This window comes from Streptomyces sp. NPDC008163 (assembly GCF_042956885.1).
In the GTDB taxonomy this organism is placed as follows: Bacteria; Actinomycetota; Actinomycetes; order Streptomycetales; family Streptomycetaceae; genus Streptomyces; species Streptomyces drozdowiczii_A.
Genome location: NZ_JBIBHG010000009.1, coordinates 313,834 through 339,479, shown reverse-complemented (window position 1 = coordinate 339,479; position 25,646 = coordinate 313,834). Strand labels below are relative to the sequence as shown.

At 71.9% G+C, this 25,646-nt stretch carries 21 protein-coding genes and 1 pseudogene; 14 read left to right on the top strand and 8 right to left on the bottom strand.

From position 1 onward, the window contains the following. Nucleotides 1-2: 2 nt before the first annotated feature. The gene (locus tag ACFZAT_RS21960) at nucleotides 3-2,294 is read right to left on the bottom strand and encodes a glycoside hydrolase family 3 N-terminal domain-containing protein (protein WP_391265949.1); all 2,292 of its coding nucleotides are present in this window, start codon (nucleotides 2,292-2,294) and stop codon (nucleotides 3-5) included. Nucleotides 2,295-2,453: 159 nt separating this feature from the next. Between ACFZAT_RS21960 and ACFZAT_RS21955 the strand changes: the two genes are divergently transcribed. Further along, entirely contained in the window at nucleotides 2,454-3,053 is a 600-nt protein-coding gene (locus ACFZAT_RS21955; protein ID WP_391265948.1) for a TetR family transcriptional regulator, read from the top strand. A gap of 227 nt (nucleotides 3,054-3,280) precedes the next feature. Further along, the gene (locus ACFZAT_RS21950; RefSeq protein ID WP_391265947.1) at nucleotides 3,281-6,274 is read left to right on the top strand and encodes a carbohydrate binding domain-containing protein; all 2,994 of its coding nucleotides are present in this window, start codon (nucleotides 3,281-3,283) and stop codon (nucleotides 6,272-6,274) included. A 43-nt stretch (nucleotides 6,275-6,317) separates the two neighbouring features. On the opposite strand, the gene ACFZAT_RS21945 is transcribed toward ACFZAT_RS21950, so the two are convergent. Further along, a complete protein-coding gene (locus tag ACFZAT_RS21945) occupies nucleotides 6,318-7,190 on the bottom strand; it encodes a PfkB family carbohydrate kinase (protein WP_391266066.1) in 873 nt (290 codons plus the stop codon). Nucleotides 7,191-7,348: 158 nt separating this feature from the next. Between ACFZAT_RS21945 and ACFZAT_RS21940 the strand changes: the two genes are divergently transcribed. Further along, complete coding sequence (locus ACFZAT_RS21940; RefSeq protein ID WP_391265946.1) at nucleotides 7,349-7,810, top strand: hypothetical protein; 462 nt, start codon at nucleotides 7,349-7,351, stop codon at nucleotides 7,808-7,810. 13 nt (nucleotides 7,811-7,823) lie between these two features. Here ACFZAT_RS21940 and ACFZAT_RS21935 read toward each other — a convergent pair whose 3' ends face one another. After that, nucleotides 7,824-9,881 (bottom strand): SpoIIE family protein phosphatase, encoded by a 2,058-nt coding sequence (locus tag ACFZAT_RS21935; RefSeq protein ID WP_391266064.1) that lies wholly within the window; start codon nucleotides 9,879-9,881, stop codon nucleotides 7,824-7,826. 220 nt (nucleotides 9,882-10,101) lie between these two features. Here ACFZAT_RS21935 and ACFZAT_RS21930 point away from each other — a divergent pair, with 220 nt between their 5' ends. The 4 genes from ACFZAT_RS21930 (at nucleotide 10,102) to ACFZAT_RS21915 (ending at nucleotide 13,611) form a co-directional block, all read left to right on the top strand. Continuing rightward, entirely contained in the window at nucleotides 10,102-10,356 is a 255-nt protein-coding gene (locus ACFZAT_RS21930) for a WhiB family transcriptional regulator (RefSeq protein WP_391265943.1), read from the top strand. Between the two features lie 13 nt (nucleotides 10,357-10,369). Next, entirely contained in the window at nucleotides 10,370-10,690 is a 321-nt protein-coding gene (locus tag ACFZAT_RS21925; protein WP_391265941.1) for a DUF1232 domain-containing protein, read from the top strand. 136 nt (nucleotides 10,691-10,826) lie between these two features. After that, a complete protein-coding gene (locus tag ACFZAT_RS21920) occupies nucleotides 10,827-13,004 on the top strand; it encodes a discoidin domain-containing protein (RefSeq protein WP_391265938.1) in 2,178 nt (725 codons plus the stop codon). Between the two features lie 97 nt (nucleotides 13,005-13,101). Further along, nucleotides 13,102-13,611 (top strand): DUF664 domain-containing protein, encoded by a 510-nt coding sequence (locus tag ACFZAT_RS21915; RefSeq protein ID WP_391265935.1) that lies wholly within the window; start codon nucleotides 13,102-13,104, stop codon nucleotides 13,609-13,611. Between the two features lie 180 nt (nucleotides 13,612-13,791). Here ACFZAT_RS21915 and ACFZAT_RS21910 read toward each other — a convergent pair whose 3' ends face one another. After that, nucleotides 13,792-14,595: an AraC family ligand binding domain-containing protein gene (locus tag ACFZAT_RS21910; RefSeq protein ID WP_391265933.1), complete on the bottom strand. Its 804-nt coding sequence runs from the start codon at nucleotides 14,593-14,595 to the stop codon at nucleotides 13,792-13,794. 76 nt (nucleotides 14,596-14,671) lie between these two features. On the opposite strand from ACFZAT_RS21910, the gene ACFZAT_RS21905 reads away from it, so the two are divergent. Next, complete coding sequence (locus tag ACFZAT_RS21905) at nucleotides 14,672-15,112, top strand: DUF2000 family protein (protein ID WP_391265932.1); 441 nt, start codon at nucleotides 14,672-14,674, stop codon at nucleotides 15,110-15,112. A gap of 11 nt (nucleotides 15,113-15,123) precedes the next feature. Here ACFZAT_RS21905 and ACFZAT_RS21900 read toward each other — a convergent pair whose 3' ends face one another. The 3 genes from ACFZAT_RS21900 to ACFZAT_RS21890 all read right to left on the bottom strand — a co-directional run bounded on the left by ACFZAT_RS21900 (nucleotide 15,124) and on the right by ACFZAT_RS21890 (nucleotide 19,269). Next, a complete protein-coding gene (locus ACFZAT_RS21900) occupies nucleotides 15,124-16,422 on the bottom strand; it encodes a phosphoribosyltransferase family protein (RefSeq protein ID WP_391265931.1) in 1,299 nt (432 codons plus the stop codon). 250 nt (nucleotides 16,423-16,672) lie between these two features. Continuing rightward, nucleotides 16,673-18,796, bottom strand: a complete 2,124-nt coding sequence (locus ACFZAT_RS21895) for a SpoIIE family protein phosphatase (RefSeq protein WP_391265930.1) — start codon at nucleotides 18,794-18,796, stop codon at nucleotides 16,673-16,675. Between the two features lie 80 nt (nucleotides 18,797-18,876). Continuing rightward, complete coding sequence (locus tag ACFZAT_RS21890; RefSeq protein ID WP_391265929.1) at nucleotides 18,877-19,269, bottom strand: nuclear transport factor 2 family protein; 393 nt, start codon at nucleotides 19,267-19,269, stop codon at nucleotides 18,877-18,879. A 70-nt stretch (nucleotides 19,270-19,339) separates the two neighbouring features. On the opposite strand from ACFZAT_RS21890, the gene ACFZAT_RS21885 reads away from it, so the two are divergent. From ACFZAT_RS21885 to ACFZAT_RS21860, 6 genes and pseudogenes are all read left to right on the top strand, one after another. Then, on the top strand, nucleotides 19,340-19,924 hold the full coding sequence (locus ACFZAT_RS21885) for a helix-turn-helix transcriptional regulator (RefSeq protein ID WP_391265927.1): 585 nt from the start codon (nucleotides 19,340-19,342) through the stop codon (nucleotides 19,922-19,924). A gap of 75 nt (nucleotides 19,925-19,999) precedes the next feature. Further along, a pseudogene (locus tag ACFZAT_RS21880) lies at nucleotides 20,000-20,700 on the top strand (alpha/beta fold hydrolase). A 71-nt stretch (nucleotides 20,701-20,771) separates the two neighbouring features. Further along, on the top strand, nucleotides 20,772-21,449 hold the full coding sequence (locus ACFZAT_RS21875; protein WP_391265925.1) for an ABC transporter permease subunit: 678 nt from the start codon (nucleotides 20,772-20,774) through the stop codon (nucleotides 21,447-21,449). Continuing rightward, nucleotides 21,446-22,132 carry an ABC transporter permease subunit gene (locus ACFZAT_RS21870; RefSeq protein ID WP_391265923.1) on the top strand — a complete coding sequence of 229 codons (687 nt, stop codon included), beginning with the start codon at nucleotides 21,446-21,448 and terminating at the stop codon, nucleotides 22,130-22,132. Before ACFZAT_RS21875 ends, ACFZAT_RS21870 begins: the two co-directional genes overlap by 4 nt. 62 nt (nucleotides 22,133-22,194) lie before the next feature. Beyond that, the gene (locus ACFZAT_RS21865) at nucleotides 22,195-23,151 is read left to right on the top strand and encodes a glycine betaine ABC transporter substrate-binding protein (protein ID WP_391266063.1); all 957 of its coding nucleotides are present in this window, start codon (nucleotides 22,195-22,197) and stop codon (nucleotides 23,149-23,151) included. A gap of 81 nt (nucleotides 23,152-23,232) precedes the next feature. Continuing rightward, nucleotides 23,233-24,381 carry a serine hydrolase gene (locus ACFZAT_RS21860; protein WP_391265921.1) on the top strand — a complete coding sequence of 383 codons (1,149 nt, stop codon included), beginning with the start codon at nucleotides 23,233-23,235 and terminating at the stop codon, nucleotides 24,379-24,381. Between the two features lie 14 nt (nucleotides 24,382-24,395). On the opposite strand, the gene ACFZAT_RS21855 is transcribed toward ACFZAT_RS21860, so the two are convergent. Beyond that, nucleotides 24,396-25,559, bottom strand: coding sequence for a betaine/proline/choline family ABC transporter ATP-binding protein (locus ACFZAT_RS21855; RefSeq protein ID WP_391265920.1), 1,164 nt, complete (start codon nucleotides 25,557-25,559; stop codon nucleotides 24,396-24,398). Nucleotides 25,560-25,646 lie beyond the last annotated feature (87 nt).

Here is a 25,646-nt window from a genome sequence, read left to right as displayed (position 1 = left end):
GGTCAGCCCTTGACGGTGAAGCCCGCCCGCAGCAGGTCGTCGTCGCGTGACGACGGACCGACGAGCAGTTCGAACGCCCCCGGCTCCACGACCCGCCGTCCCTCGGCGTCCACCAGTGCGCACGCGGCCACCGGCAGCTCGATCGTCACCTCGCGCGACTCGCCCGGCGCCAGCTGGATCTGCCGGTAGGCCTTGAGCTCCTTCTCCGCCCACGTCACGGACGTCACCAGGTCACTCACGTACGCCTGTACGGTCTCCAGCGCGGGGCGTCCGCCGGTGTTGCTCACGGTGACGCGTGCCCGCAGCGTGTCGCCCGCGCCCAGGACCTCGGTCAGCACCTCCAGGTCCGTGTAGGCGACGGTCGTGTAGCTCAGGCCCTCGCCGAAGGCGAACGCCGGCCGCTGCGTCAGGTCCGCGTACCGCGAACCGTGCTGGCCGCGCAGCTGGTTGTAGTACGTGGGCTGCTGCCCGGCGTGGCGCGCGAAGGACACGGGCAGCCGGCCGGACGGCTCCACCAGGCCGAGGACCAGCTCGGCCACCGCGCGACCGCCCTGCATGCCCGGGTTGAAGGCGTACACGATGGCCGACGCGCGGTACGCGGACGGCGGCAGCACCAGCGGCTTGGAGGCGATGACCACCACGGTGAACGGCTTGCCCGTCGCGGCGAGCGCGTCCAGCAGCGCGACCTGGCCGCCGATCAGCTCCAGGGTCGCGGTCGAGCACCCCTCACCGATCAGCTCGATGCGGTCGCCCACCACGGCGACGACGTGGTCGGCGGCCTCGGCGGCGGCGACCGCCTCCGCGATCAGCTCCTCGGACGGCTCGCAGGGGACGACGATCTCGGGGCGCGGCTGCCCGTCCGGGAAGAACTCGCCCTCCGGGTCCGGGCCCACCGTCAGGATGTCGGCGCCGCGCGCGTGGGTGACGGTCCAGCCGGCGGGCACGTGCTCCCGGAAGCCGTCGAGCACGGTACGGATCATGGCGCGCGGATGGCCGTCCGGCAGCCAGTCCGCCTGGCCGGAAGAGCCCGCCCAGTCCCCGAGCTGGGTCTGCGCGTCATCGGCGTTGGGGCCGATCACGGCGACCGTACGCGGTGCGGCCCCGGCCTCGGCGACCGCCCGGCCGTCCGCCCCGGCCGCGAAGCCGCCCTCCAGGGGCAGGGTGCCGTCGTTGGCCAGCAGGACTAGCGAGCGGCGGCCCGCTTCGAGGTTCAGCTCGGTGTGCCCGGCGCTGCCGATGACCGCCTGCTGGCGGGCCCGGTCGGGGTGGCGCGGGTTCTCGAAGAGGCCCAGCTCGAACTTGAGCGTGAGGATGCGCGCGACCGCCGCGTCGATGTCCGCCTCGTCGAGCCGCCCGGCCGCCACGGCCTGCTGCGCGCCCTCGAAGAAGTCCGGCGTGGTCATCACCATGTCGTTGCCGGCCCGGACCGCGGCGGCCGCCGCCTGGGTGTGGTCGGCGTACACCTTCTGCTCCCACACCATGCGCCCGACGTTGTCCCAGTCGGTCACCAGCGTGCCGGTGTAGCCCCACTCGCCGCGCAGCACCTCGTTGAGCAGCCAGTTGTTGACGGTGACGGGGACGCCGTCCATCGACTGGTAGCCCAGCATGAACGTACGGCAGCCCTCCTTGGCGACCCGCTCGAACGGCGGCAGGAACCAGGAACGGAGCTTGCGGCGCGAGATGTCGGCCTCGCTCGCGTCCCGGCCGCCCTGGGTCTCGGAGTAGCCCGCGAAGTGCTTGGCGCACGCCAGGATCGCCGTCGGGTCGTCCAGCCCCTCGCCCTGGTAGCCGCGCACCATCGCCGACGCCAGCTCGCCGATGAGGAACGGGTCCTCGCCGAACGTCTCGCTGACCCGGCCCCAGCGCAGGTCCCGGGTGATGCACAGCACCGGCGAGAACGTCCAGTGCACGCCGGTCGCGGCCACCTCGACGGCCGTCGCGCGCGCCACGCGCTTCAGCAGCTCCGGGTCCCAGCTGGCGGCCATCGCCAGTTGCGTCGGGAAGATGGTGGCGCCCTCCCAGAAGGAGTGCCCGTGGATGCAGTCCTCGGCGACCAGGAGCGGGATGCCCAGCCGGGTGCGCCGGGTCAGCTCGGCGGCCTCCAGGACGCGTTCGGGCGATGCGTGCAGGATCGAGCCCGCGTGCATGTCCTCGATGTGCTGCCGCACCCCGTCCTTGCCGTTCAGCTGGAGCATCTGGCCGACCTTTTCCGGCAGCGTCATCCGGCCCAGCAGGTCGGAGACACGCTCCGGAACGGACAGGCGGGGGTCGAGATAGGGCAGGGAGGAGCTCACGGGAGTTCCTTTCACGACGTCGGCGACGTTCTCATCGTTCGATACGCGGAGGCTGTGCGCTCCGGGCACCACCGTACGCCGAATACCGACCTAGTGGTAAGTAAGTAGGATGCAAACATACGCAGCGGTGCCTGCCAGGACGACCGGGGAGTGTGCGGAGTGACCGGCGACGAGCGGCGTGGATACGCGAAGGGCCGGGCCAAACGCGGTGAAATCCTCGACCAGGCGATGGCCATGTTCGGCGAGGCCGGGTACCGGGGCGCTTCGCTGCGGGTGATCGCCACCCGCTGCGGCATCTCGCATCCCGGACTGCTGCACCACTTCCCGACCAAGGAATCCCTGCTGCTCGCCGTCCTGGAGCACCGTGACGCCGTGGACGACCAGTGGCTGGAGGCGGGCCGCCCCACCGGCGTTGACCGGCTGCGCCGGCTGGTCGGGCTCGCGGCGCTCAACGCGGAGCGGCGCGGCATAGTCGAGCTGTTCTGCGTCCTGTCCGCCGAGGCTACCTCCGCGGACCACCCGGCCCACGCCTACTTCGTGGAGCGGTACCGCTGCTCGGTCCGGTCCACGGCCGTCTCGTACACCGAGGCGCGCGAGAAAGGAGTGCTGCGCGAGGACATCGACCCGCGCGAGGCGGCGCAGCAGCTCATCGCGCTGATGGACGGACTTCAGACCCAATGGCTGCTCAGCAACGGTGAGACCGATATGGCCGGGGTGCTGTACGCACATGTGCAGGCGCAGTTGACCGTGCCGTTCTGAGCCCGGGCGACAGGCGTCGCGAGAGGCTGCCCCGCACCTCTTTACGGGCTTGTCATGTGCCGGTAACTTCCCTGCTGCAAGCGATTGCAGCAACATTCCGGCTTGATTTACAAGCTCGCTCGGACCTTGAGGCGCGTCAGGGTCTCCGGCGGGACGGCGTGGGCCCCACTCCCCGCGCCCCGGTCGCCACGGCTTCGCCGCCGCCGTGGCCCTTCCCTGGAGACACCATGAAACGCAACGCCCACCGGCTGCTGAGACGCACCCTGGCGTCCGCCGCCGCCGCCGCGGTGTGCGGGCTGCTCACCGCACTGCCGGACACCGGCCTCGAAGCGCGGCCCGTCGCGGCCTCCGACGCGACGACCACCGTCTTCTACTTCACCAAGACCAAGAACTGGGCCGCCTACAACCTGCATTACGCCCCTGACGGCGGTACGTGGACCACCGTGCCCGGGGTGGCCATGGAGGCCGCCTGCACCGACTGGGTCAAGAAGACCGTCCCGCTCTCCGGTGCCGAGGGCATCCAGGCGACCTTCAACAACGGCTCGGGCGTCTGGGACAACAACGGGGGCAGGAACTACGACCTGGGCGGCGGGAGCGTCACCGTCAAGGACGGAGTCGTCGCCCACAGCGACCCGTGCGCGGACAGCGGTGACCCCGGCCCGGGCCCCACCCCGTCCGACGAGGCGCACACCGCCTCGGTGTACTACTCCACCGCCACCGTCGGCTGGACCACCACCAACCTCCACTACCGGCCCGCGGGCGGCTCGTGGACCACCGTGCCCGGCGTCGGCATGGAACCGGCGTGCACCGGCTGGGTGAAGAAGACGGTCGACCTCGGAGCCGCGACCTCGATGAAGGCCGCGTTCAACAACGGCAACGGGGTCTGGGACAACAACAACGGCGGCGACTACACCATCCCGGCCGGCCGCAGCACCGTGAAGGACCGCGCGGTCGCCGAGGACGCCGACGACCCCTGCGCCGCCGAACCCGCCGACACCGAAGCGCCCACCGTGCCGACCGGAGTGACGGCGAAGGCCGACGGCGTCGCGGTCGTCCTGGGCTGGGAACCCTCCACCGACAACACGAAGGTGACGAGGTATCAGGTCACCCGCACGGGCGGCACCAAGGGCAGCGTCGTCACCGATGTGACCTCCACCGTGCTCTCCGAACCGGGTCTGGAGGAGCACACCGCCTACACCTACACCGTCAAGGCGGTCGACGCGGCGGGCAACACCTCCGCCGCCTCCGCACCCGCGAAGGCGACCACCGGCGCCACACCACCGGCGGCGGCCCAGGGCGCACCACTCGGAACCGACCCCCGCAAGGACCCGATCTACTTCGTCCTCACCGCCCGCTTCAACGACGGTGACACGAGCAATGACCGGGGCGGCAGCCAGGACGCCAAATCCGGCAACGCCGCCAACAACGACCCCATGTTCCGGGGGGACTTCAAGGGCCTGGTCAACAAACTCGACTACATCAAGGGGCTCGGCTTCTCGGCCATCTGGATCACCCCGGTCGTCCTGAACCGCTCCGACTACGACTACCACGGCTACCACGGATACGACTTCTACAAGGTCGACCCCCGCCTGGAGTCCGCCGGAGCCTCCTACCAGGACCTCATCAACGCCGCCCACGCCAAGGGCATCAAGATCTACCAGGACGTCGTCTACAACCACTCCTCGCGCTGGGGCGCAAAGGGCCTGTTCACGCCGACCGTCTACGGCGTCCGCGACACGCAGTGGAGCTGGTACTACGACGAGAAGAACGAGGGTTTCGAGTACGACGGGCTCACCGTCGAGCCCAAGAGCGGCAAGTCCTACTACAACGGTGACCTGTGGTCCACCGCCGAACCCGCCGGCAACACCTGTCTCAACTGGGGCAAGCCCACCGGCGCCAAGTCCGCCGAGGGCTACACCATCTACAACTGCCAGTGGCCCAACCCCACGTCGGGGATGTTCCCGAAGGAGTACTACCACACCTGCTGGCTCGGCAACTGGGAGGGCGAGGACTCCCGCTCCTGCTGGCTGCACGAGGACCTGGCCGACTTCAACACCGAGTCCGCACCGGTGCAGAACTACCTGATCGGCGCCTACGACAAGTACATCGACATGGGCGTGGACGGCTTCCGCGTCGACACCGCGGTGCACATCCCGCGCACCACCTGGAACCGCCGCTTCCTGCCCGCCATCCAGGAACGGGTCACCCAGAAGTTCGGTGCCGGGGCCGCGAAGAACTTCCTCGTCTTCGGCGAGGTCGGCGCGTTCGTCAACGACAAGTGGAACCGCGGCTCGGTCAACCACTCGGCGCAGTTCTACACCTGGAAGGAACGCAAGGAGTACGACGCCGACGACACCAAGGCCGCCCTGGAGATGTACGCGTACGAGGAGCAGCTCGGCACCGGCGCCCAGCCGACGTCCGGCAACGCCTTCCTGGACGGCAACAGCTATCACACCCCGGACCACAGCCGGTTCTCCGGCATGAACATCATCGACATGCGCATGCACATGAACTTCGGTGACGCCACCAACGCGTTCAACAACGGCAAGGACTCCGACGACTCCACCAACGACGCCACCTACAACGTCGTCTACGTCGACAGCCACGACTACGGGCCCAACAAGAGCAGCGAACGCTACGCGGGCGGCACCGACGCCTGGGCCGAGAACATGTCGCTGATGTGGACGTTCCGCGGCATCCCGACCCTCTACTACGGATCGGAGATCGAGTTCCAGGCCGGCAAGAAGATCGACTGCGGCCCCACCTGCCCCCTGGCCACCACCGGCCGCGCCTACTACGGCGACCACCTCGCCGGCAACGTCACCTCCTCGGAGTTCTCGCAGGTCGACTCGGCGTCCGGTGAGGTCGCGAACACTCTCGCCCAGCCCCTGGTGAAGCACCTGCAGCGGCTGAACCGGATCCGCCGCGCCGTCCCCGCCCTGCAGATGGGCCAGTACTCCACGGAGGGCATCACGGGCCAGATGGCGTACAAGCGCCGCTACACCAGCGGCGTGACCGACAGCTTCGCCCTGGTCACCGTCACGGGCGGCGCCTCCTACACCGGCATCCCCAACGGCACCTACAAGGACGCCGTCACCGGTGACACCCGGGTCGTCAGCGACGGAAAGCTCAGCGTCGACGCCCCGGGCAAGGGCAACATGCGCGTGTACGTGCTCAACGGCCCCGGAAAGATCGGCACCGCGGGCCCCTACCTGAAGTGACCCGTCCGTGCGGGTGCCCCGGCAGCCGGGGCACCCGCACGTCTCACGCGGCCAGCAGCTCCGCCCGGCCGATCATGGCCGTCGAGCCCGGAGCCGTACACGCGAAGGCGCCGGACACCGCCCCCAGCCGGGCACACTCGGCAGGCTCACGTCCGTCGAGCCTGCCGTACAGGAAACCGGTGACGAAGGCGTCGCCCGCCCCGTTGCTGTCCACCACCGGCGCCGACGGCACCACCGCCGGAACGTGCACCGGCGCGTCGCCGCCGTCGCGCGTCAGGAGATACGCACCCTCCGCGCCCGCCGTGGCCACCACGGTCCCGGCCCGGCCCTCGCGCAGGATCTCCCGCATCAGCTCGGGCGCGCGCTCCCCGGTCGTCGCCGCACTGAAGAAGACCAGATCCGACCGGAGTGCGAACTCCCGCTGGTGTTCGTTCAGACCGTCCCAGTCGTGCAGATCCGTGGAGACCGGCACTCCCAGCGCCTCGATGTCGTCGTACAGGAACCGGGCGAAGTGCGTGATCGACAGATGGACATGGCGGGCCCGGCGCAGGTGGGGCAGATAGAAGTCCCGCGGCATCCGCAGGTCCTCCGGGTCCCGGGCGTCGTAGAACGACATCCGCCGGCCCGTCGCGTCCACCAGGTTCACCGCGCGCCGGGTCCCGGCCGGCGAGATCACCGCGTGGAACTCCACATCGCCCTTCGCCAGGCGCTCGCGCACCTGTGCGCCCGTCCAGTCGTCGCCGATACAGTCCAGGAACGCCACGCCGAGCCCCAGCGCGCGGGCGCCGAGCGCCACGTTGCCGCCGGTCTGGCCGGGCCACTCCTGGATCGGGCCGACCATCACCGAGTCGGCCAGGGGGACCGGCAGGGCGTCGACGCGGACGATCGTGTCCACCCCGCTGCCGCCGACCACCACGATGTCGTATTCCGTTGGCTGCTGGACCACTGAGCCCCCTCTCGCGTACCCGCCGCGCTCAGTATCGCCCACCCGCCCGGCCGCTCGACGCGCGCCCGGGTCACCCGCTGGCTAGGCTCGACCGGGGGCCGACGACCTGTTCCGTGGAGGCTCACGTCATGATGCTGTTGCCCGAACCGCGCGACATCCCGCCGCGCCTCGCCACCGGCGCCTTCATCCTCAACTCCGGCCTCGGCAAGCTCAAGGCCGACGAGGGGACCGCCCAGGGCCTGCACGGGATGGCCAGCAACGCCTATCCGTTCCTCGGCAAGCTGGAACCCGCCCGGTTCACCCGGTTGCTCGCCTGGTCCGAGATCGCGGTCGGCACCACCCTGCTGGTCCCGTTCGTACCGACCCGGCTCGCCGGGCTCGCCCTCACCGGGTTCTCCGGCGGCCTCTTCGGCCTCTATCTGCGGACCCCCGGCATGCGGGAGCCCGGCAGCCTGCGGCCCACGCAGGACGGGATCGCGCTCGCCAAGGACTCCTGGATGCTGGGCATCGGCCTCGGCTTCCTCGGCGTCGGCGGCTACCGCGTACGCGCCACCGCGAAGTGCCGCACCCGGCGCAGGTGCGCGCACTGACCTGGGGCCGCCGTCACGCGTGGACCCGGGCCATCAGCAGCGCCACGTCGTCGTGGCCGTCCGGGTCCCGCAGTTCGCGCAGCAGCCGGTCGCACGTCGCGTCGAGCGACGCGTCCGGAGTGCGCAACAGCCCCAGCAGCGTGGCCAGCCGGCTGTCGATGTCGTCGTCCCGGGTCTCCACCAGACCGTCCGTGTAGAGGACCAGCCGGTCGCCCGGGCCGAGCGGGACCGTGACATCGCTGAACGGCACCCCGCCCACCCCCAGCGGCGCCCCGGCCGGCAGGTCGAGGAGCACCGGCTCACCGCCCTCCGGGATCAGCACCGGCGGCAGATGCCCGGCGGTGGACACCCGGCACCGCCCGGCGCCCGGGTCGTACGCGGCGTACACACAGGTGGCGAACCACGGGTCGAGACCGGCCGTGATCTCGTCCAGGTGCCGCAGCACCTCGGCGGGCTCCAGGGAGAGCCGGGACAGGGTCTGGGTGGCGGTGCGCAGCCGGCCCATCGTGGTGGCCGCGTTGATCCCGCTGCCCATCACATCGCCCACCACCAGGGCGGTCCCGTCGTCGCGCAGCCCGATCACGTCGAACCAGTCCCCGCCGACCTCGTACCGTGAGGCGGCCGGCCGGTACCGGGACACCACGTCCATGCCCACCGGATCGTGGTGCTTGCGCGGCAGCATGCTGCGCTGAAGCGTCAGCGCGGTCTCCTGCTGCTGCCGGTAGAGCCGCGCGTTGTCGATGCCGACCGCGGCCCGGGCCGCCAGCTCGGCGGCGAGCGCCTCGTCCTCCTCGGTGAACGGCAGCGGGTTGTCCGTCCGGATCAGGTCGATCGCCCCCAGCACCTCACCCCGCGCGATCAGCGGCACCGCGAGATACGAGTGCGCACCGGCCTCGGCGAGCAGGGCGGCCGACCGCTCGTCGCGGGCCACCCGCGCCAGCGTCACCGCGTCGAGCCGGGGCACCCGCACCGGCCGGGCCGTCCGCACACACCGGGTGACGAGGCGGTCGGCGCCGTAGCGTGCGGCCCGGCCCGGCGGGTCCGCCGCCTCCACCACGGGCGTCGGCCGGGCCGCGACGACGGCCAGGGCCTGGATGAGGAGCGGGCCGTCCGACGGGCCGGGGCGCCCCTTCAGGACGCTGTCCAGCACGTCCACCGCGGCCACGTCGGCGAGCTGCGGCACGGTGACCTCCGCCAGCTCCAGGGCCGTCTGCTCCAGGTCGAGCGTGGTCCCGATGCGCACCGAGGCGTCCGCGATCAGGGCCAGATGCTGCCGGGCCCGCTCCGCCTCGGCCGCCGCGCGGTACCGGTCGGTGACATCGATCAGCGATACGGCGATGCCCAGCACCCGCCCCGCGGAGTCGTCCAGCCGGTAGAGCGACACCGACCAGGCGCGGTCGCCGTCCGGTGCGGCGGGGGAGCGGCCGACCACCTGGCGCGACACCTGCGGGACACCGCTGTCCAGGACCTCCCGCGCGGCCGCCGCCAGGCCGTCCGGGCCCAGGAACGACAGCGCCTCGTCGATCGGCCGCCCCAGGTGCCCGGCGGCGTCCATGCCGTCCATCCGTTCCAGCGCGGTGTTGGCGGACAGGAAGCGCAGATCCGGGTCCAGCACCGCGAGGCCGATCGGCGACTGGTCGACCAGGCCCACCGACAGCGCGAGATCCCGCTCCACCCGGCGCAGCACGTCCCCGTCGGCCGCGAGACCCAGCGCGTAGAACTCACCCCGGTCGTCCTGCAACCGCATGTTGCGGAACTCCAGCAGCCGGGTGGTGCCGTCCCTGTGCCGTACGGGGAAGACCCCGGCCCATGCCTCACCGCTGCTCATCACCTCGCCGAACAGGCGCAGCACCAGCTCGAAGTGCTCCTCGTCGACCAGCACCCGGGCGGCGAACTCGCCCAGCGCCTCCTCGGCGGAATACCCCAGGAGCCGTTCGGCCTGCGGGCTCCACAGGACGATGCGGCCCTCGGTGTCCAGGACGAGCGCGGCGACTCCGAGGACGTCGAGCAGACCGCTCTCGGACGACCGGCGCGCGCCCGCCCGGCGGGCCTCGCCCCAGCCGATCCGCATGTCATCAGTGCCGCCCACGGACGATCCTTCCCAGCCGTCACCGTGCCCGACGCAGGCCCGCCGTCTCCCATGATCGCCCCTGAGCCGCCGCCCCCGCAGCTTCGCGGGACGTGAAGAGGACGCGAAGGGAAGGGCCACCGGGGTTTCGCGGGCGAAATGCCGGTCACCCGCAGCGTACCGAGGCAAACGCGACGCACACGACTGTCAGGAGTGAGAGTCCATGGAGAACTGGCGCATGCACGCGGCCTGCCGCGACGCGGACCCGGACCTGTTCTTCCCCATCGGAAGCACCGGCCCGGCGCTCGTCCAGGTCGAGGAGGCCAAGGCGGTCTGCCGGCACTGCCCGGTACAGCAGGAATGTCTGCGGTGGGCGCTGGAGAACAACCAGGACGCCGGGGTGTGGGGCGGGCTCGGCGAGAACGAGCGCCGCGCCCTGAAGCGCCGCAACCGGCAGCGGACGCAACGCTCCGGATAAGGCAGGATGAAGCATGGACACCAAGGCTTGGATCATCGTCGGCGCGGCCCTCGCGCTGCTCATGCTGGCCGTCGCCGGCGTCCTCCTGGTGCGGGTCCTCAAGGCCAGGAAGCTGCTGGTGGACGCCGGTGTCCCGCTGCACAACAAGGCGCTGGTCTGGGCGGCGGTGCTGTACACCGTGTCGCCGGTCGACCTGCTGCCCGATCCGATGTACCTCGATGACATCGGGTTCCTCCTGCTGGCCCTGCGCTCGCTGCACGCCGCGGCGCGGGCCGCAGGGGTCGGCGGCCGCGCGGAGCACCCCGTCGAGCCCGGGCGGAACCTCGTTCCGTAACCCCTCGCGCACATTCCTGTGAACCCGGCGTGTCCTGATCGTTGACAGCTGGACGAGTACACGTCACTCTCCTGGGAGAGCGCTCTCCCAACCCGCCGCGGGATCCCCGTCCCGCACTCTTCCGCCAGGAGAGAATGTGCACAGAGCCGGTTCAGCCCTGCCCGCGAGACCCCGCGCGGGCACGCTGCTGATCACCCTTCTCGCCCTCCTCGCCTCGTCGCTGGTCATGCTGACCGCGCCGGGCGCCCGGGCCGCGGAATCCCTGCTGTCACAGGGGAAGACCGCCACCGCGTCCTCGTCCGAAGGCGCCGGATACGCGGCCTCGGCCGCCGTGGACGGCAACCTCACCGATACCCGCTGGGCCAGCCAGTGGAGCGATCCCCAGTGGCTCCAGGTGGACCTGGGCGCCACCGCCGACCTCACCAGGGTCGTCCTGACCTGGGAATCCGCCTTCGGCAAGGCGTACGAGATCCAGGCCTCCGACAACGGCTCCGACTGGCGCACCCTGAAGACCGTCACCAACGGCGACGGCGGCACCGACGACCTCGCGGTCAGCGGTTCCGGCCGCTACGTCAGGATGCACGGCACCGCCCGGGCCGGCGGCTACGGCTACTCCCTGTGGGAGTTCCAGGTGTACGGCACCACCGGCTCCACGAATCCCGACCCCGGCACCGGCGGGGCCGTCCGCGTCACCGGTTCGCAGGGCAACTGGCAGCTCACCGTCGGCGGCAAGCCGTACCAGGTCAAGGGACTGACCTGGGGCCCGTCCGTCAACGACGCGGCGCGCTACATGCCCGACCTGAAGTCCATGGGCGTCAACACCATCCGGACCTGGGGCACCGACGGCACCTCCAAGCCGCTGCTCGACGCGGCTGCGGCCAACGGCATCCGCGTGGTCAGCGGCTTCTGGCTGCAGCCCGGTGGCGGTCCCGGCAGCGGCGGCTGCGTCAACTACCTGACCGACGACGCCTACAAGTCCTCGTCGCTCACCGAGTTCGCCAAGTGGGTGGACACGTACAAGAGCCACCCCGGTGTGCTCATGTGGAACGTCGGCAACGAGTCGGTGCTCGGCCTGCAGAACTGCTACAGCGGTGACGAGCTGGAGAAGCAGCGCAACGCCTACACCAGCTTCGTCAACGACGTCGCGAAGAAGATCCACACCATCGACCCCGACCACCCGGTGACGTCCACCGACGCGTGGACCGGTGCCTGGCCCTATTACAAGCGCAACGCCCCCGACCTGGACCTCTACTCGGTCAACTCGTACGGCGACATCTGCGCCGTACGCAACACCTGGGAGACCGGCGGCTACACCAAGCCCTACATCATCACCGAGGGCGGCCCGGCCGGTGAGTGGGAGGTCCCCGACGACGCCAACGGCGTCCCGGACGAGCCCACCGACGTACAGAAGGCCGAGGGTTACACCAAGGCGTGGAACTGCGTCACCGCCCACCGGGGTGTCGCACTGGGCGCCACCTTCTTCCACTACGGCACCGAGCACGACTTCGGCGGCGTGTGGTTCAACGTGGTGCCGGACGGCAAGAAGCGGCTCTCCTACTACGCCCTGAAGAAGGCGTACAGCGGCTCCACCGCCGGTGACAACACCCCGCCCGTCATCAGCAACATGACGGTGCAGAACGCCGGCGGTGCCCCCGCGGGCAAGGAGTTCACCGTCCGCGCCGACGTCCGCGACCCGGACAACGACCCGGTCACGTACAAGATCTACCTGAGCGGCAACTACGCGACCGGCGACAAGGCCCTGGTGGAGGCCACCTGGCGGTCCACCGGCAACGGCACCTTCGCGGTGACCGCGCCCGCGCGGCTCGGCGTGTGGAAGGTGTACATCCAGGCCGAGGACGGGCACGGCAACGCCGGAATCGAGACCAAGTCGGTGAAGGTCGTGGTGCCCCCGGTCAGCGGCACCGACATCGCCCTCGGCCGCCCGGCCACCGCCTCCTCCGCCCAGGCCGGCAGCAGCGGCTGCCCCTGCACCGCGGCGATGGCGGTCGACGGTCGCCTCGACACCCGGTGGGCCAGCGACTGGAGCGACCCGCAGTCCATCCAGGTCGACCTGGGCGAGCGGAAGTCGTTCCGTCACCTCCAGCTGGTGTGGGACCCGGCGTACGCCAAGTCCTACGAGGTGCTGGTCTCGGACGACGGCAACTCCTGGCGGTCGGTGTACACCACGACCACCGGTGACGGGGACGCCGACGACCTCGACATCGCGCAGACCGCCCGTTACGTGAAGCTCAACCTCACCCAGCGGGGCACGGCGTGGGGCTACTCCCTCTGGGAGTTCGGCATCTACAGCTGACGACCGGGCGGGCACCGGCGGGTCCTCCCCGCCGGTGCCCGCCCCCCGTGCGTGTCGGTGGCCGCGCGGGGGAAGGCGAACGGCCATGGTTGAACGCATGAACGTCACCGACATCCTCACCGACGGGTACTCCCGCATCCAGGAGACCGTGCACGCGGCCGTCGAGGGCCTGGATCCCGACGACCTCCACGCCCGGCTCGACGACGACGCCAACTCGATCGCCTGGCTCGTCTGGCATCTGACCCGCGTCCAGGACGACCACATCGCGGACGCGGCCGGCACCGAACAGCTCTGGACCGCCCAGGACTGGGCCGGCCGCTTCGACCTGCCCCTCCCCGCCGACGCCACCGGCTACGGGCAGAACAGCAAGGAGGTCGCGGCCGTCCGCGTGGGCTCGGCCGATCTGCTCCTCGGCTACTACGACGCCGTCCACGAGAACACGCTCGCCTACATCCGGGGCCTGGACGGCCACGCGCTGGGCCGCGTCGTGGACGAGGCGTGGAACCCGCCGGTCACCCTGGGGGTGCGGCTGGTCAGCGTCCTGTCGGACGACCTCCAGCACGCGGGCCAGGCGGCGTTCGTCCGGGGCGTGCTGCAGCGCGGCTAGGCCGTGTCCGGAAAGTCCCGTCTGGCCCGCGACGCCTGGCACGCACTCTCGCCGCACCGGCCAACATCCCAAGTACGTCCAGTACGAGGGATGCCGGCCGGCACGCCGAGAGCACGCACCGGACGCCGCAGGCCACGCCCTGCGGGCGTACGACGGGACTTTCCGGACACCCCTAGAGCCTCACGCGCCGCGCGCGCGGGCGTAGTGGCCCGGGCCCGTACCCACGATCCGCTTGAAGTGGCGGCTCAGATGGGACTGGTCGTAGAAGCCCGCGGACGTGGCGACCGCCGACGCCGGGACCCCGCGCAGCAGCAGCCGGCGTGCCAGGTCGACCCGCCGGCCCGTGACGTACTGGTGCGGTGCCATCCCGAACTCGCGGCTGAACGCCCGTACCAGATGGGCATGGTGAGCGTGCAGCCGCGCGCCGGCCTCCTGGAGCGTGATGCCCTCGACATACGTCGCGTCGAGCAGCTCGCGCAGCCGGTGCGCGATCCTGCCGTCGTGGACGTACGGGGCGGAGCCGACCCGGTCGCCCAGATGCTGTTCGAGGCGTTCCGCGACGAGCGCGAGCCGGCTCGCCGCCTCCAGCTCGTCACCCGGGTCGGCGAGCGTGCGGTGGAGGCTGTCGATACGGCTGCGCAGCGCCGGGTCGTGCAGCACCGGCCGGTCCACCGCCCGGCCGATCAGGCGTTCGTCCACCTGGCCGGTGTCCAGGTACAGCACGCGCTTGCGGAAGCCCTCGGGAGTGGCCGCCTCGCCGTTGTGCGGGACGTGCGGCGGCAGCAGCGTCACCGTGTGGGTGAGCACACCGTGCTCGTGGTGGTCCAGGTCGTAGCGCACCATGCCCTCGTCCACGACCAGCAGCGTCCAGGCGTCGTGCGTGTGCATGGGATAGGCGTGGTCGGTGAAGCGCGCGTGGAAGACCTCGGCGATGCCCTCCACGGGCGGCGACCACGCGGTGATCTCGGGACGTGCTGCGGCCATACGCCGATCGTACGCCGCGCCCCATGTGCAAAATTCGTACAAGACCGGGCCCCGGACGGCCCGGCAGGCTCGGGGCATGACAGCTGAGACCACTGCCACCGCCCCCGTCCGCTTCGACACCAAGATCGCCGTGCTGCTCCGTGACGACCTGGAGACCTGGCAGCGGCTGAACGTCACCGCCTTCCTGGTCAGCGGTCTGTCCACGGCCGCCCCGGAGCTGATCGGCGAGCCCTACACCGACGCGGACGACACCCCGTACCTGCCGATGTTCCGCCAGCCGGTCATGGTCTTCGAGGGCACGAAGGAGATGGTCACCACCGCGCACACCCGTGCGGTGTCCCGGGGCGTGGCGCTGTCCGTTTTCACCTCGGACCTCTTCGCGACGGGCAACGACCGGGACAACCGCGCCGCGGTGCGCGCGGTGCACCGGGACTCGCTGGACCTGGTCGGGATCGCGGTGCACGGCCCCCGCAACGCGGTGGACAAGATCCTGAAGGGCGCCTCGATGCACCGCTGAACGGGACGGGCCTACGGTCGGGTGCCGGCGCCGGACAGATGGCTCAGGAACCACGCGCGCGCCCGCTCCGCGACCTCGTCCAGCGTGCCGGGCTCCTCGAAGAGGTGCGTGGCACCGGGGATGACGTCGAGCCGGCTCTCGCAGCGGAGCTCCGCCTGAGCCCGGCGGTTGAGGGCCAGCACCTGGGTGTCCCGGCCGCCCACGAGCAGCAGGGTCGGGGAGCGCACCTCGCCCAGGCGGGCCCCGGCCAGATCCGGCCGGCCGCCCCGCGAGACGACCGCACCGATGCCCGTCTCCCGGTCCGCACCCATGACGGCCGCCGCCTGGAGCGCGGCGGCCGCGCCCGTGCTGGCACCGAACACGCCGAGGGGCCCGGGCGCATGGCTCCGCAGCCAGGCGGTGGCGTCCACCAGGCGGCCGGCGAGGGCCGAGATGTCGAAGACATGGCCGCCCTCCGCCTCCTCGTCCGCGGTGAGCAGGTCGAACAGCAGGGTGCCCAGCCCGGCCCGGTTCAGCGCCGCCGCGACCGACCGGTTGCGCGGGCTGTGCCGGCTGCTCCCGGACCCGTGGGCGAACACGACGAGCGCCCCGGAGTCACCGGCCGGGGTGAGGGTGCCGGGCAGGTCCACCCCGCCGGCCTCCACCAGGACGTCGCTGGTCAGCCGGGGACCGGTCTGCCGGGCGGCCCGGGCCAGCAGCGCGACGACCTCCTCGTCCGGCGTCTGGCCGAAGTCCCGGTACCACTCGCCCACCGCCGAGAACGCTGCCGGTGACGACAGGCAGACCAGCTCGTCCGCCTCCTTCCGCAGCCGGGCCGCGGCGGACGGGGGCGCGACCGGCACGGCCAGCACCACATGCGCGGCGCCCTGCGCCCGGGCCACCGAGCAGGCGGCGAGGGCGGTCGCGCCGGTGGCGATCCCGTCGTCCACGAGGACCACGGTGCGTCCGGCGAGCGGGATGCGCTGCCGGTCGCCCCGGAACTCGCGGGCCCGACGCCGCAGTTCGGCCTCCTCCGCCTCCTGGACGGCCGCGATGTCGGAGTCCGACACGCCGGTTCCGCGCACGATGTCGTCGCTGATGATCCGGACCCCGCCCTCCCCGATGGCTCCGAAGCCCAGCTCGGGGTGGTGGGGGACGCCCAGTTTGCGGACCACGATGACGTCGAGCGGGGCGCCGAGCTCCTGCGCGACACGGAAGGCCACCGGCACACCGCCGCGGGGGAGGCCCAGCACGACGGGATCGCTCTGCGCGAGGGGCCGGAGGGCTTCGGCGAGCCGCCGGCCCGCGTCGGGACGGTCGGCGAACAGCACGGATCTCACCCCACATCGAGGACCACGCACGGCGGTCACCCGTCGATCGCCGGGCGACGCACGTACCTCATTCCAATCAACCGCGCCCGCGCGGCCCGCGCAAATCGGCGAACAGCACGGCACTCCGGCACGTGGATGAGAACGATCGACGGGGAGGGTGCTGGGCGTCCCGGAGCATCCGTGCACCGGGGAAGTCGTGGCGGCGGAACGGTCGTTCGGGGCGCCCGGCCGGAGCGCCGGGGGCCGCGCCTCAGCCGCCGTCGCCCCTCAGCGCCTCGATCAGGAGCAGCGCGATGTCGTCGCTGCCCGGTGTGACGTCCTTCGCGTACCGGACGAGGCTGTCGGCGACGGCCTCCATCGGGTGGCCGGTGTACAGGCCGAACTGCTCGGCGAGCGCCGTCGTCGACCGGTCGATATCGGTACCCGGGACCTCCACGAGCCCGTCCGTGTACAGGGCGAGCGCGGCGCCCGGTGGCAGCGGGATCTCGGTCGTCGGGTAGCGGGCGTCCCGGTCGACGCCCAGCAGCAGACCGGGCGGCAGCCGCAGCACCTCGGTCTCCCCGTCGGGGTGGCGCAGCAGCGGCGGCGGGTGGCCGGCCGTGGCCAGCAGGGCGCGGTGGCCCGCCAGGTCCAGATGGACGTAGAGGCAGCTGGTGAACAGGTCGGCGTCGAGATCGGCGAGGAGCCGGTTGGTGCGTGCCAGGACCTCGGCGGGCGGTGCGCCGGCCGACGCGTGCACCGCCGTGCGTACCTGCCCCATCAGGGCGGCGGCCGTCACATTGTGGCCCTGCACGTCGCCGATGGCGGCGGCCGCGGTGGTGGCGTCGAGCGGGATGACGTCGTAGAAGTCGCCTCCGATGCCCATGCCCCGGGTGGCGGGCAGATAGCGGGCGGCCACGTCCAGCCCGCCGATCCGGGGCAGCCTGTGGGGGAGCAGGTGCTCCTGGAGACTGTGGGCCAGCTGCTCCTTGGTGTCGTACAGGCGGGCCCGGTCCAGAGCCTGGGCGATGAGCCCGGCGATCGAGGTGAGGAGGGCCCGTTCCTCCGGCTCGAAGGGGCGCGTGCGCTCGTAACCGAACACCAGCGTGCCGACCGGGCGTCCGGAGGCGAACAACGGCAGGAAGGCCCACGCGGCCAGGCCCTCCTGGAGGGACGCAGGCCGGAAGGCGCGCCGGAACTCGTCGAAGGTCCGGTAGAAGGCGGGCACGCCGGTGCTGAGCACCCGGGCCACGGGGGCGTCGGATGTCAGGGGTGCGCCCTCGAAGCACTCCATCAGCTCGTCGCCGAAGCCCCGGTGCCCCTCGATGCGCAGCCGGCCCTCGGCCACGGTCAGCACGGCGAGCGCCTGGATACGGAAGGCGGGCACCAGCTGTTCGGCGATCAGCTCGACCACGTCCTGAATGCCCACGGCCTCCGTGAGCGTCGCGGCGAGGTGCATCAGGTGGTAGAGGGCGAATGCCCGGCCCGGGGTGAAGGGCGGGGTGTGGCCCGCGATCCTGGCGGGTGGCGTTCCCCGGTCGGCGCGCGTGATGTACACGCTGATGCCGGACGCGTCGGGATACAGGCTGAACGAGATCCAGTCATCCGGTGGCCGCAGAGCCACGAATGACGCCGGCTCCCGGCTGACCAGGGCTCCCCGGTACCGGTCCTCGGAGTGCGGGTCGGCAAGCCAGGGCAGGGACTCCCAGGGGACCGTTCCCCTCAGCTCCTCGGCGCGCGCCCCCACCAGACCGGCTCCGGCGTCGTTGATGTGGGTGATCCGGCCGCTGGTGTCCAGCGTGCAGAAGCCGCCGGGCAGCCGCGCGACGAAGTCCGCCGCCGCGGCGGCTTCGACGGGGGAGGCAGGCGTGGCGGCGACCGGAGGGATCACCCACAGCCCGTGGTCGGCGGTGATCGGATGCCCCTGCGTCCGGGCCCGGAGCAGCGCTCGCGCCGCGTCGTCGCAGATGCCTCGCACCGTCGCGCGTTCCTGCTCCGTCAGTCGCTCCGGGTGCGAGCCCGGCCACAGCAGGACGAGACCGCCCAGGCTCTCGGCGCCTGCGAGGACCGGCGAGGCGGCCAGGGAGAAGTTGTACGGCAGGACGAGCGCAGGGCGGGGATACCGCCGGGCCAGTTCCTCCTGGCTGCCGAGCCAGACGAGCCTCCGGTCCTTCAGCGCGTCCGACACCGGCAGCGGCGCGGACAGCGGAACCCGGACCCAGGGGTCGGCGATCTCGGACGGGACCCCGGCGAGTACCGCGAGGCGCAGGATCGAGCCGCCGGGCGGCAGCACGTACAGGAGCGCGACGGTGGCGCCCGTGTCCCGCATGGCGCGCGCCACCACCGCGTCGAGACGGAACCGCGCCGAGTCCGGCACGCGACCGCGATTGCCCATAAAAGTGACGATACGCCCACGCTTCGCGTGCGACACCGCGATACCGGCCGCCTCGACGCCCCCGGACCTCGCCCGGCCGGTCAGCCCGCCGCCGCCTCCCGGCTGATCTGCTCGAACCGCGCCCCCATCTCCGCAGCCAGCGCCTGCGCGGCCGACAGGGGGCGGACCATCACCATGAGGTCGTCGATCAGACCGTCCTCGTTCAGGTGCAGGAAATCGCAACCGGTGATCTCCCGGTCGCCGACCTTCGCGGTGAAGACGAGCGCGTGGTCACGCCCGTCCGGGCCGGCCATCTCCCGTACGTAGCGGAAGTCCCCGAAGACCTCCGAGACGGCCCGCAGGATCGCGGCCGTGACCGGCTTCCCCGGGTAGGGCTTGAACGCCACCGGGCTGGTGAAGACGACGTCGTCGGCCAGTGCGGCCTCGACCGCCGCCAGATCGTGCGCCTCGACGGCCTTGCGGAAAGCGAGCATCCCGACCTCCATAGTCAATTTGTTGAATAGGTGTGAACGACATTAATCACATGGGTGCTAGCGTGTCCAGATGTCCCTCAAGTACGCGGTCCTGGCAGCCCTGCTCGAAGGCGAGGCGTCCGGATACGACCTGGCGAAGGTCTTCGACGTCTCGGTGGCGAACTTCTGGTCGGCCACCCCCCAGCAGCTCTACCGCGAACTGGACCGGCTCGCCGAGGACGGTCTGATCGAGGCGCGTGTGGTCGAGCAGGTGCGCCGGCCGAACAAGCGGCTCTTCACGCTGACACCGGCCGGCCGCGACGCGCTCGGCGCGTTCACCGCCGAGGCGCCCCGGCCCACGGCCATCCGGGACGAACTGCTGGTGATGATCCAGGCCGTGGACATCGGCGACGCCGACGCGGTACGCGCTTCGGTCGAGGAGCGCATGGAGTGGGCGCGCGCCAAGCTCGCCCGCTACGAACGGCTGCGCCTGCGCCTGCTCGACGGCCGCGACGAGGCGGCGTTCCTCGCGGGGAGCGACCGCGTGGGCCCGTATCTGACCCTGATGCGCGGCCGGTCCTTCGAGGAGGAGAACCTGCGCTGGGGCGGGCGCGTCCTGGAGATCCTGGAACTCCGTTCGTCGGCACGGGTGATGGGCGGCGCGGACGCGATCTGACGGTGTTGTAGGTCCTGTCGTCACATTGCCGTCGCCCGGCAGACGGAATGTGACGACAGGGCCTAGGGTCCGCCCATGACTGAATTCGTACTGGTGGCAGGTGCCTGGCTGGACGAGACGGCATGGGACGAAGTGGTGCCGGGGCTGCGCGCGGCCGGACACGGCGTCCACCCGCTGACCCTGTCCGGGCTCGGCGGAAAACGGGACCGGCCGGTCGGCCGGCAGGCCCATGTGACCGACATCGTGGCCGAGGTGGAACGCCTGGATCTGCGCGACCTCGTCCTGGTCGGCCACAGCTATTCCGGCATCCCCGTGGGCCAGGCCGCCGAGCGCCTGGGCGACCGCGTGGCCCGAGTCGTCTTCGTGGACGCCTGCGTCCCCGCCGACGGTGAGTCGTTCGTCTCCGCGTGGTGGCAGGGGCCGGCGGCGCTCCAGGGGCAGCTCGACGCGAACAGCGGCCTCTGGGCCGTACCGGAGGCCGCCGAGTTCGCGGGCCAGGAGCTGACCGGCGACCAGATCGCGCGGTTCCGGAAGGGCGCGACGCCGCACCCCGGCGCCGCCCTCGCCGACCCGGCCGTCCTGGACCGCCCGCTCGGCGAACTGCCCGCGACCTACATCAAGTGCCTCCTCGAGGACCGGAGCCGGCCGAGGACGTGGTCCGGCTGCTGACGAGCGAGCGGTGGGAGCTGGTCACCATGGACACCGGCCACTGGCCGATGTTCTCCCGCCCCGACGAACTGGCCGCGATCCTCGACAAGGCCGCCTCCGCCTCCTGAACCGTGGGCGCGGTGGCCCGATCGGACGACCCGGACGAGCGCGCCCGGGCCGTGCGGGCTGCAATGGACGGGTGACCGCGCCCCCCGACGACTGCCTCGCGCGCAACGAGTGGATCTGCGGTGCCTACCTCAGCAGCCGCCGCCACATCCTCTGGGACGCGGCGCTGCAGCACATCCAGCTCACCGCGGTCTCCGTGCTCATCGGCCTCGTCCTCGCCCTGCCGCTCGCCCTCGCCGCACGACGCTGGCACTGGGCCGCCGGACCCGTCCTCGGCGTCACGACGATCCTCTACACCATCCCGTCGCTCGCCATGTTCTCCCTGCTGCTGCCGGTGTACGGGCTCTCCGCCTCGCTCGTCGTCGCGGGCCTCGTGCTCTACTCGCTGACCCTGCTCGTACGCAACGTGCTGGCCGGGCTGCGAGCCGTTCCCGAGGAGACCCGGCAGGCGGCGCGGGGCATGGGCTACGGCCCCGTCCGGCTGCTCGTCGCCGTGGAACTCCCGCTCGCCCTGCCCGCCGCGATGGCCGGGCTGCGCATCGCCACCGTCTCCGCGGTCTCCCTGGTCACCATCGGCGCGATCGTCGGCTACGGCGGGCTCGGCAACCTCATCTACGCCGGGATGAACACGTACTTCAAGGCCCAGGTGCTCACCGCCTCCGTCCTGTGCGTCGTCATCGCCGTCGCCGCCGACCTGCTCCTCCTGCTGCTGCAACGCCTGCTCACCCCGTGGACGAGGAGCCGGACGTGAACACCCTGACGGACGCCTGGTCCTGGCTCACCACCTCCGCGCACTGGCAGGGCCAGGACGGCATCGGTGCCCGGCTCGCCCAGCACTTCTACCTCACCGCCGTCTGCCTGCTGATCAGCTGTCTCATCGCGCTGCCCGTCGCCCTGCTCCTCGGCCACCTCGGCCGGGGCGGCGCGCTCGCCGTCAACATCTCCAACGTCGGGCGCGCCGTGCCCACCTTCGCCGTCCTGGTGCTCCTCCTGCTCACCCCGGTCGGCCGCTGGGGCGAGGGCCCGACGGTCGTGGCGCTCGTCCTGTTCGCCGTGCCCCCGCTGCTCACCAACGCGTACGTCGGCATGCGCGAGGTCGACCGGGACGTCGTCCGGGCCGCCCGGGGCATGGGCATGACGGGCCGCCAACTGCTCCTCCAGGTCGAGGTGCCGCTCGCCCTGCCCCTCATCATCACCGGGGTGCGCATCGCCGCCGTCCAGCTCGTCGCCACGGCCACCATCGCGGCGCTCGCGGGCGGCGGAGGGCTCGGCCGCATCATCACCGCCGGCTTCAACCTCGCCTCCACCCCGCAGGTGGTCGCCGGAGCGGTCCTGGTCGCGGCGTTCGCCCTGGTCGTGGAGGGGGTCTTCGAGGCGGCCCAGCGGTTCGCGCCGCGCCGGTTCGGGCTGCGCGTGGCGGAGGCGACCGCGTGAGGGCCCGACCCCGCTCCCGGACGGGCCGCCCGCCATGGCGCGTCCGGAGAGCCCCGTCCGGCCTGCGACGCCCGGCACGCACTCCCGCCGCGCTCCTGCTGCTGGCGGCCACCGCCTGCACCACCGGACCGGCGCTGGAGAACCAGGGCGCGGTCACCGCCCCGCCCGGCGACAGCAAGCATCTGACCATCGGCTCCGCGGGATTCACCGAGAGCGACCTCCTCGCTCAGATGTACGCCCTGCTGCTGGACCGCGCCGGATACTCCACCGAGATCATCTCCGTCACCAACCGGGAGATCTACGAACCCGCCCTCGAGAACGGCCAGATCGACGTCGTTCCCGAATACGCGGCCACCTTCGCCGACTGGCTCAACGCCAAGGGTCACGGTGCCGACGCCGCCCCCGTCGGCTCACCCGACCTCGCCGCCACGATGAAGGCCCTGCGTGCCCTCGCCGCACCGCGCGGGCTCACCGTCCTCGATCCCGGCAAAGCCGTCGACCAGAACGCGTTCGCCGTCACCGTCGCCTACGCGCGCGAACACCACCTGAGGACCCTCAGCGACCTCGGCCGCTCCGGCCTCCCGGTACGGCTCGCCGCAGGCGACGAGTGCGTCCAGCGCCCGTACTGCGCGCCCGGGCTGAAGAAGACGTACGGCATCGACATCACCGCCGTCGACCCGAAGGGCGTCGGCACCACGCAGGCCAAACAGGCCGTGCAGAGCGGCCGTGACCAGATGGTGCTGACCACCACCACCGACGCGACCCTGGACGACTTCGGGCTCGTCCTGCTCGCCGACGACAAGCACCTCCAGAACGCCGACTACCTCGTCCCCGTCGTCAACCGGGCCCGCGCGGGCGGCGCCGGGGTGCGCAAGGCCCTGGGCAAGCTGAACACCGTACTGACCACATCGGACCTGGCCCGGCTCAACGAGCAGGTCGACAGCTGGCGCCGGCTCCCCGAGGACGTGGCCCGCGCCTATCTGCGCTCCGAACACCTCGTCCCCGGCGAGAAGGGGTGAGCCCGCAGAGCGGCGCGCGGACCGATGACTCCGGGACGCCGCACCGGTCAACCCTTCGACACCCCCGGACAAGGCGGAGCGATGAGCACCCTGCGCGAAGTTCTCGAGAAGTACGTCCACGACGGATCGGTCCCCGGCGCCGTGGGCCTGGTGGCGCGCGGCGGACACGTAGAGGTGGCGGCGGTCGGCGACGCCGGTACGGACGACGGCACCCCGATGGCCCGCGACTCGGTCTTCAGAATCGCGTCGGTCACCAAACCGGTCACGGCCGCCGCGGCCATGACGCTGGTCGAGGACGGGCGGATCGCGCTGGAGGACCCGGTCGCGCCCTGGCTGCCCGAACTGGCGGCACCCGTCGTCGTCCGCATCCCCGACGGACCGGTGGAGGATGTGGTCCCGGCCGCCCGCCCCCTCACCGTGCTCGACCTCATGACCTCGCGCGCGGGCTACGGATTCCCGTCCGACTTCGCACTGCCCGCCGCCGGTCTCCTGTTCAGCGAGCTGAAGCAGGGCTCACCGCTGCCGCGCCGCGTCGCCCCGCCGGACGCCTGGATGGACACGCTCTCGCGCATCCCGCTGCTGGCCCAGCCGGGCGAGCAGTGGCTGTACAACACCTGCTCCGACATCCTGGGCGTGCTCATCGCCCGGGTCGCCGGGCAGCCGCTGCCGGAGTTCTTCGCCGAACGGATCTTCGGACCGCTCGGCATGAGCGACACCGGCTTCATGGTCCCGACGGAGAAGCTCGACCGCTTCACCGCGCTGTACCGGCCCGACGCGGACGGCGGAGTGGAGCTGGTCGACGTCCCGGCCGGGCAGTGGAGCAGCATGCCGGACTTCCCGTCCGGGGCCGGCGGACTGGTCTCCACCGCGGACGACCTGCACACCTTCGCCCGCATGCTGCTCGGCGAGGGCACGGTGGAGGGCCGGCGGATCCTGGCGCCCGCGTCCGTGCGGCAGATGACGACGGACCACCTGACGTCCGCGCAGCGCGAGGCCAGCGGGCTGTTCACGGAGGGCCAGGGCTGGGGCTTCGGCGGTGCGGTGGACGTCGACAGGACCGCCCCGTGGAACGTGCCGGGACGCTACGGCTGGGTCGGCGGCACCGGCACCACGGCGCACATCGTCCCGGCCACCGGCACGGCCGCGATCATGCTGAGCCAGGTGGAGATGACCGGTCCCACCCCGCCGTCCCTGATGCGCGACTTCTGGCAGTACGCGGCCGACGCCTGACCGGGGCGCGTCCCTCAGGCGTCCGCCACCGAGTCGAACCGCACCTCGTCGCGCCCCACACCCTGCGCGTCCGCGTCCACCGAACGCCGCAGGGCCTCATGGAGCTTCGCCGGGGTCAGCACCCCGAGGAAGCGCGCCCCGTCCAGCACCGCGATCCACCCCGCGTCCCGCTGGAGCATCTCGCTGAACGCCCGCTTCAGCGGCGCGCCCACCGGCACCCACGCGTCCATCCGGCGGGCCAGCTCGCCGACCGTGCCCTCGTCCCCGGCGATCCGCAGCGCGTCGGCCGACACCCAGCCGTGCAGCTCGCCCGCCTCGTTCAGCACGACCGCCCAGCGCGCACCGGCAGCGGCCAGCCGGGCCGCCGCCGCCCCCGCCGGCTCGTCCAGGCGGGCCAGCGGCGGCTGCTCCAGGTCGTCGGGTTCGATCGCGGTGACCGACAGCCGCTTCAGCCCCCGGTCCGCGCCGACGAACTCCGCCACGTACGGGGTCGCGGGCGAGCCGAGCACCGCGCCCGGCGTGTCGAACTGTTCGATGCGGCCCTGCCCGTACACGGCGATCCGGTCACCCATCCGGACGGCCTCCTCGATGTCGTGGGTGACCATCAGAACCGTCTTCCTCACCCTCGACTGGAGCTTGAGGAATTCGTTCTGCAGCCGCTCGCGCACCACGGGGTCCACCGCGCCGAACGGTTCGTCCATCAGGAGCACCGGCGGATCGGCCGCGAGGGCCCGCGCCACGCCGACGCGCTGGCGCTGGCCGCCGGAGAGCTGCGCGGGGTAGCGGGAGCCGTACACCGACGGGTCGAGCCCCACCAGGTCCAGCAGCTCGGCCGCCCGCTCCCGGGCCCTGGACCGCTTCCACCCGACCAGCGCCGGCACGGTCGCCGTGTTGTCGAGGACGGTCCGGTGCGGAAAGAGCCCCACCTGCTGGATGACGTAGCCGATGCCCCGCCGCAGCTTCACCGGATCGGTCTTCATGACGTCCCGGCCGTCCACCAGGATGCGGCCCGAGGTCGGTTCGATCAGCCGGTTCACCATCATCATCGTGGTCGTCTTGCCGCAGCCCGAAGGGCCCACCAGGGTGACCAGTTCCCCCTCGGCGACCTCGAAGGACAGCGCCTCGACCGCGGTCGTGCCGTCCGGATAGACCTTGCCGACCTGCTCGAACCGGATCATGAGAGCACGGTAGGAGCCCGGCGCCCGGGCCGCACACGGGCCGCGACCGTCCGGGGCACACCGGTGTGCTGAACTGTCCGGGAACCG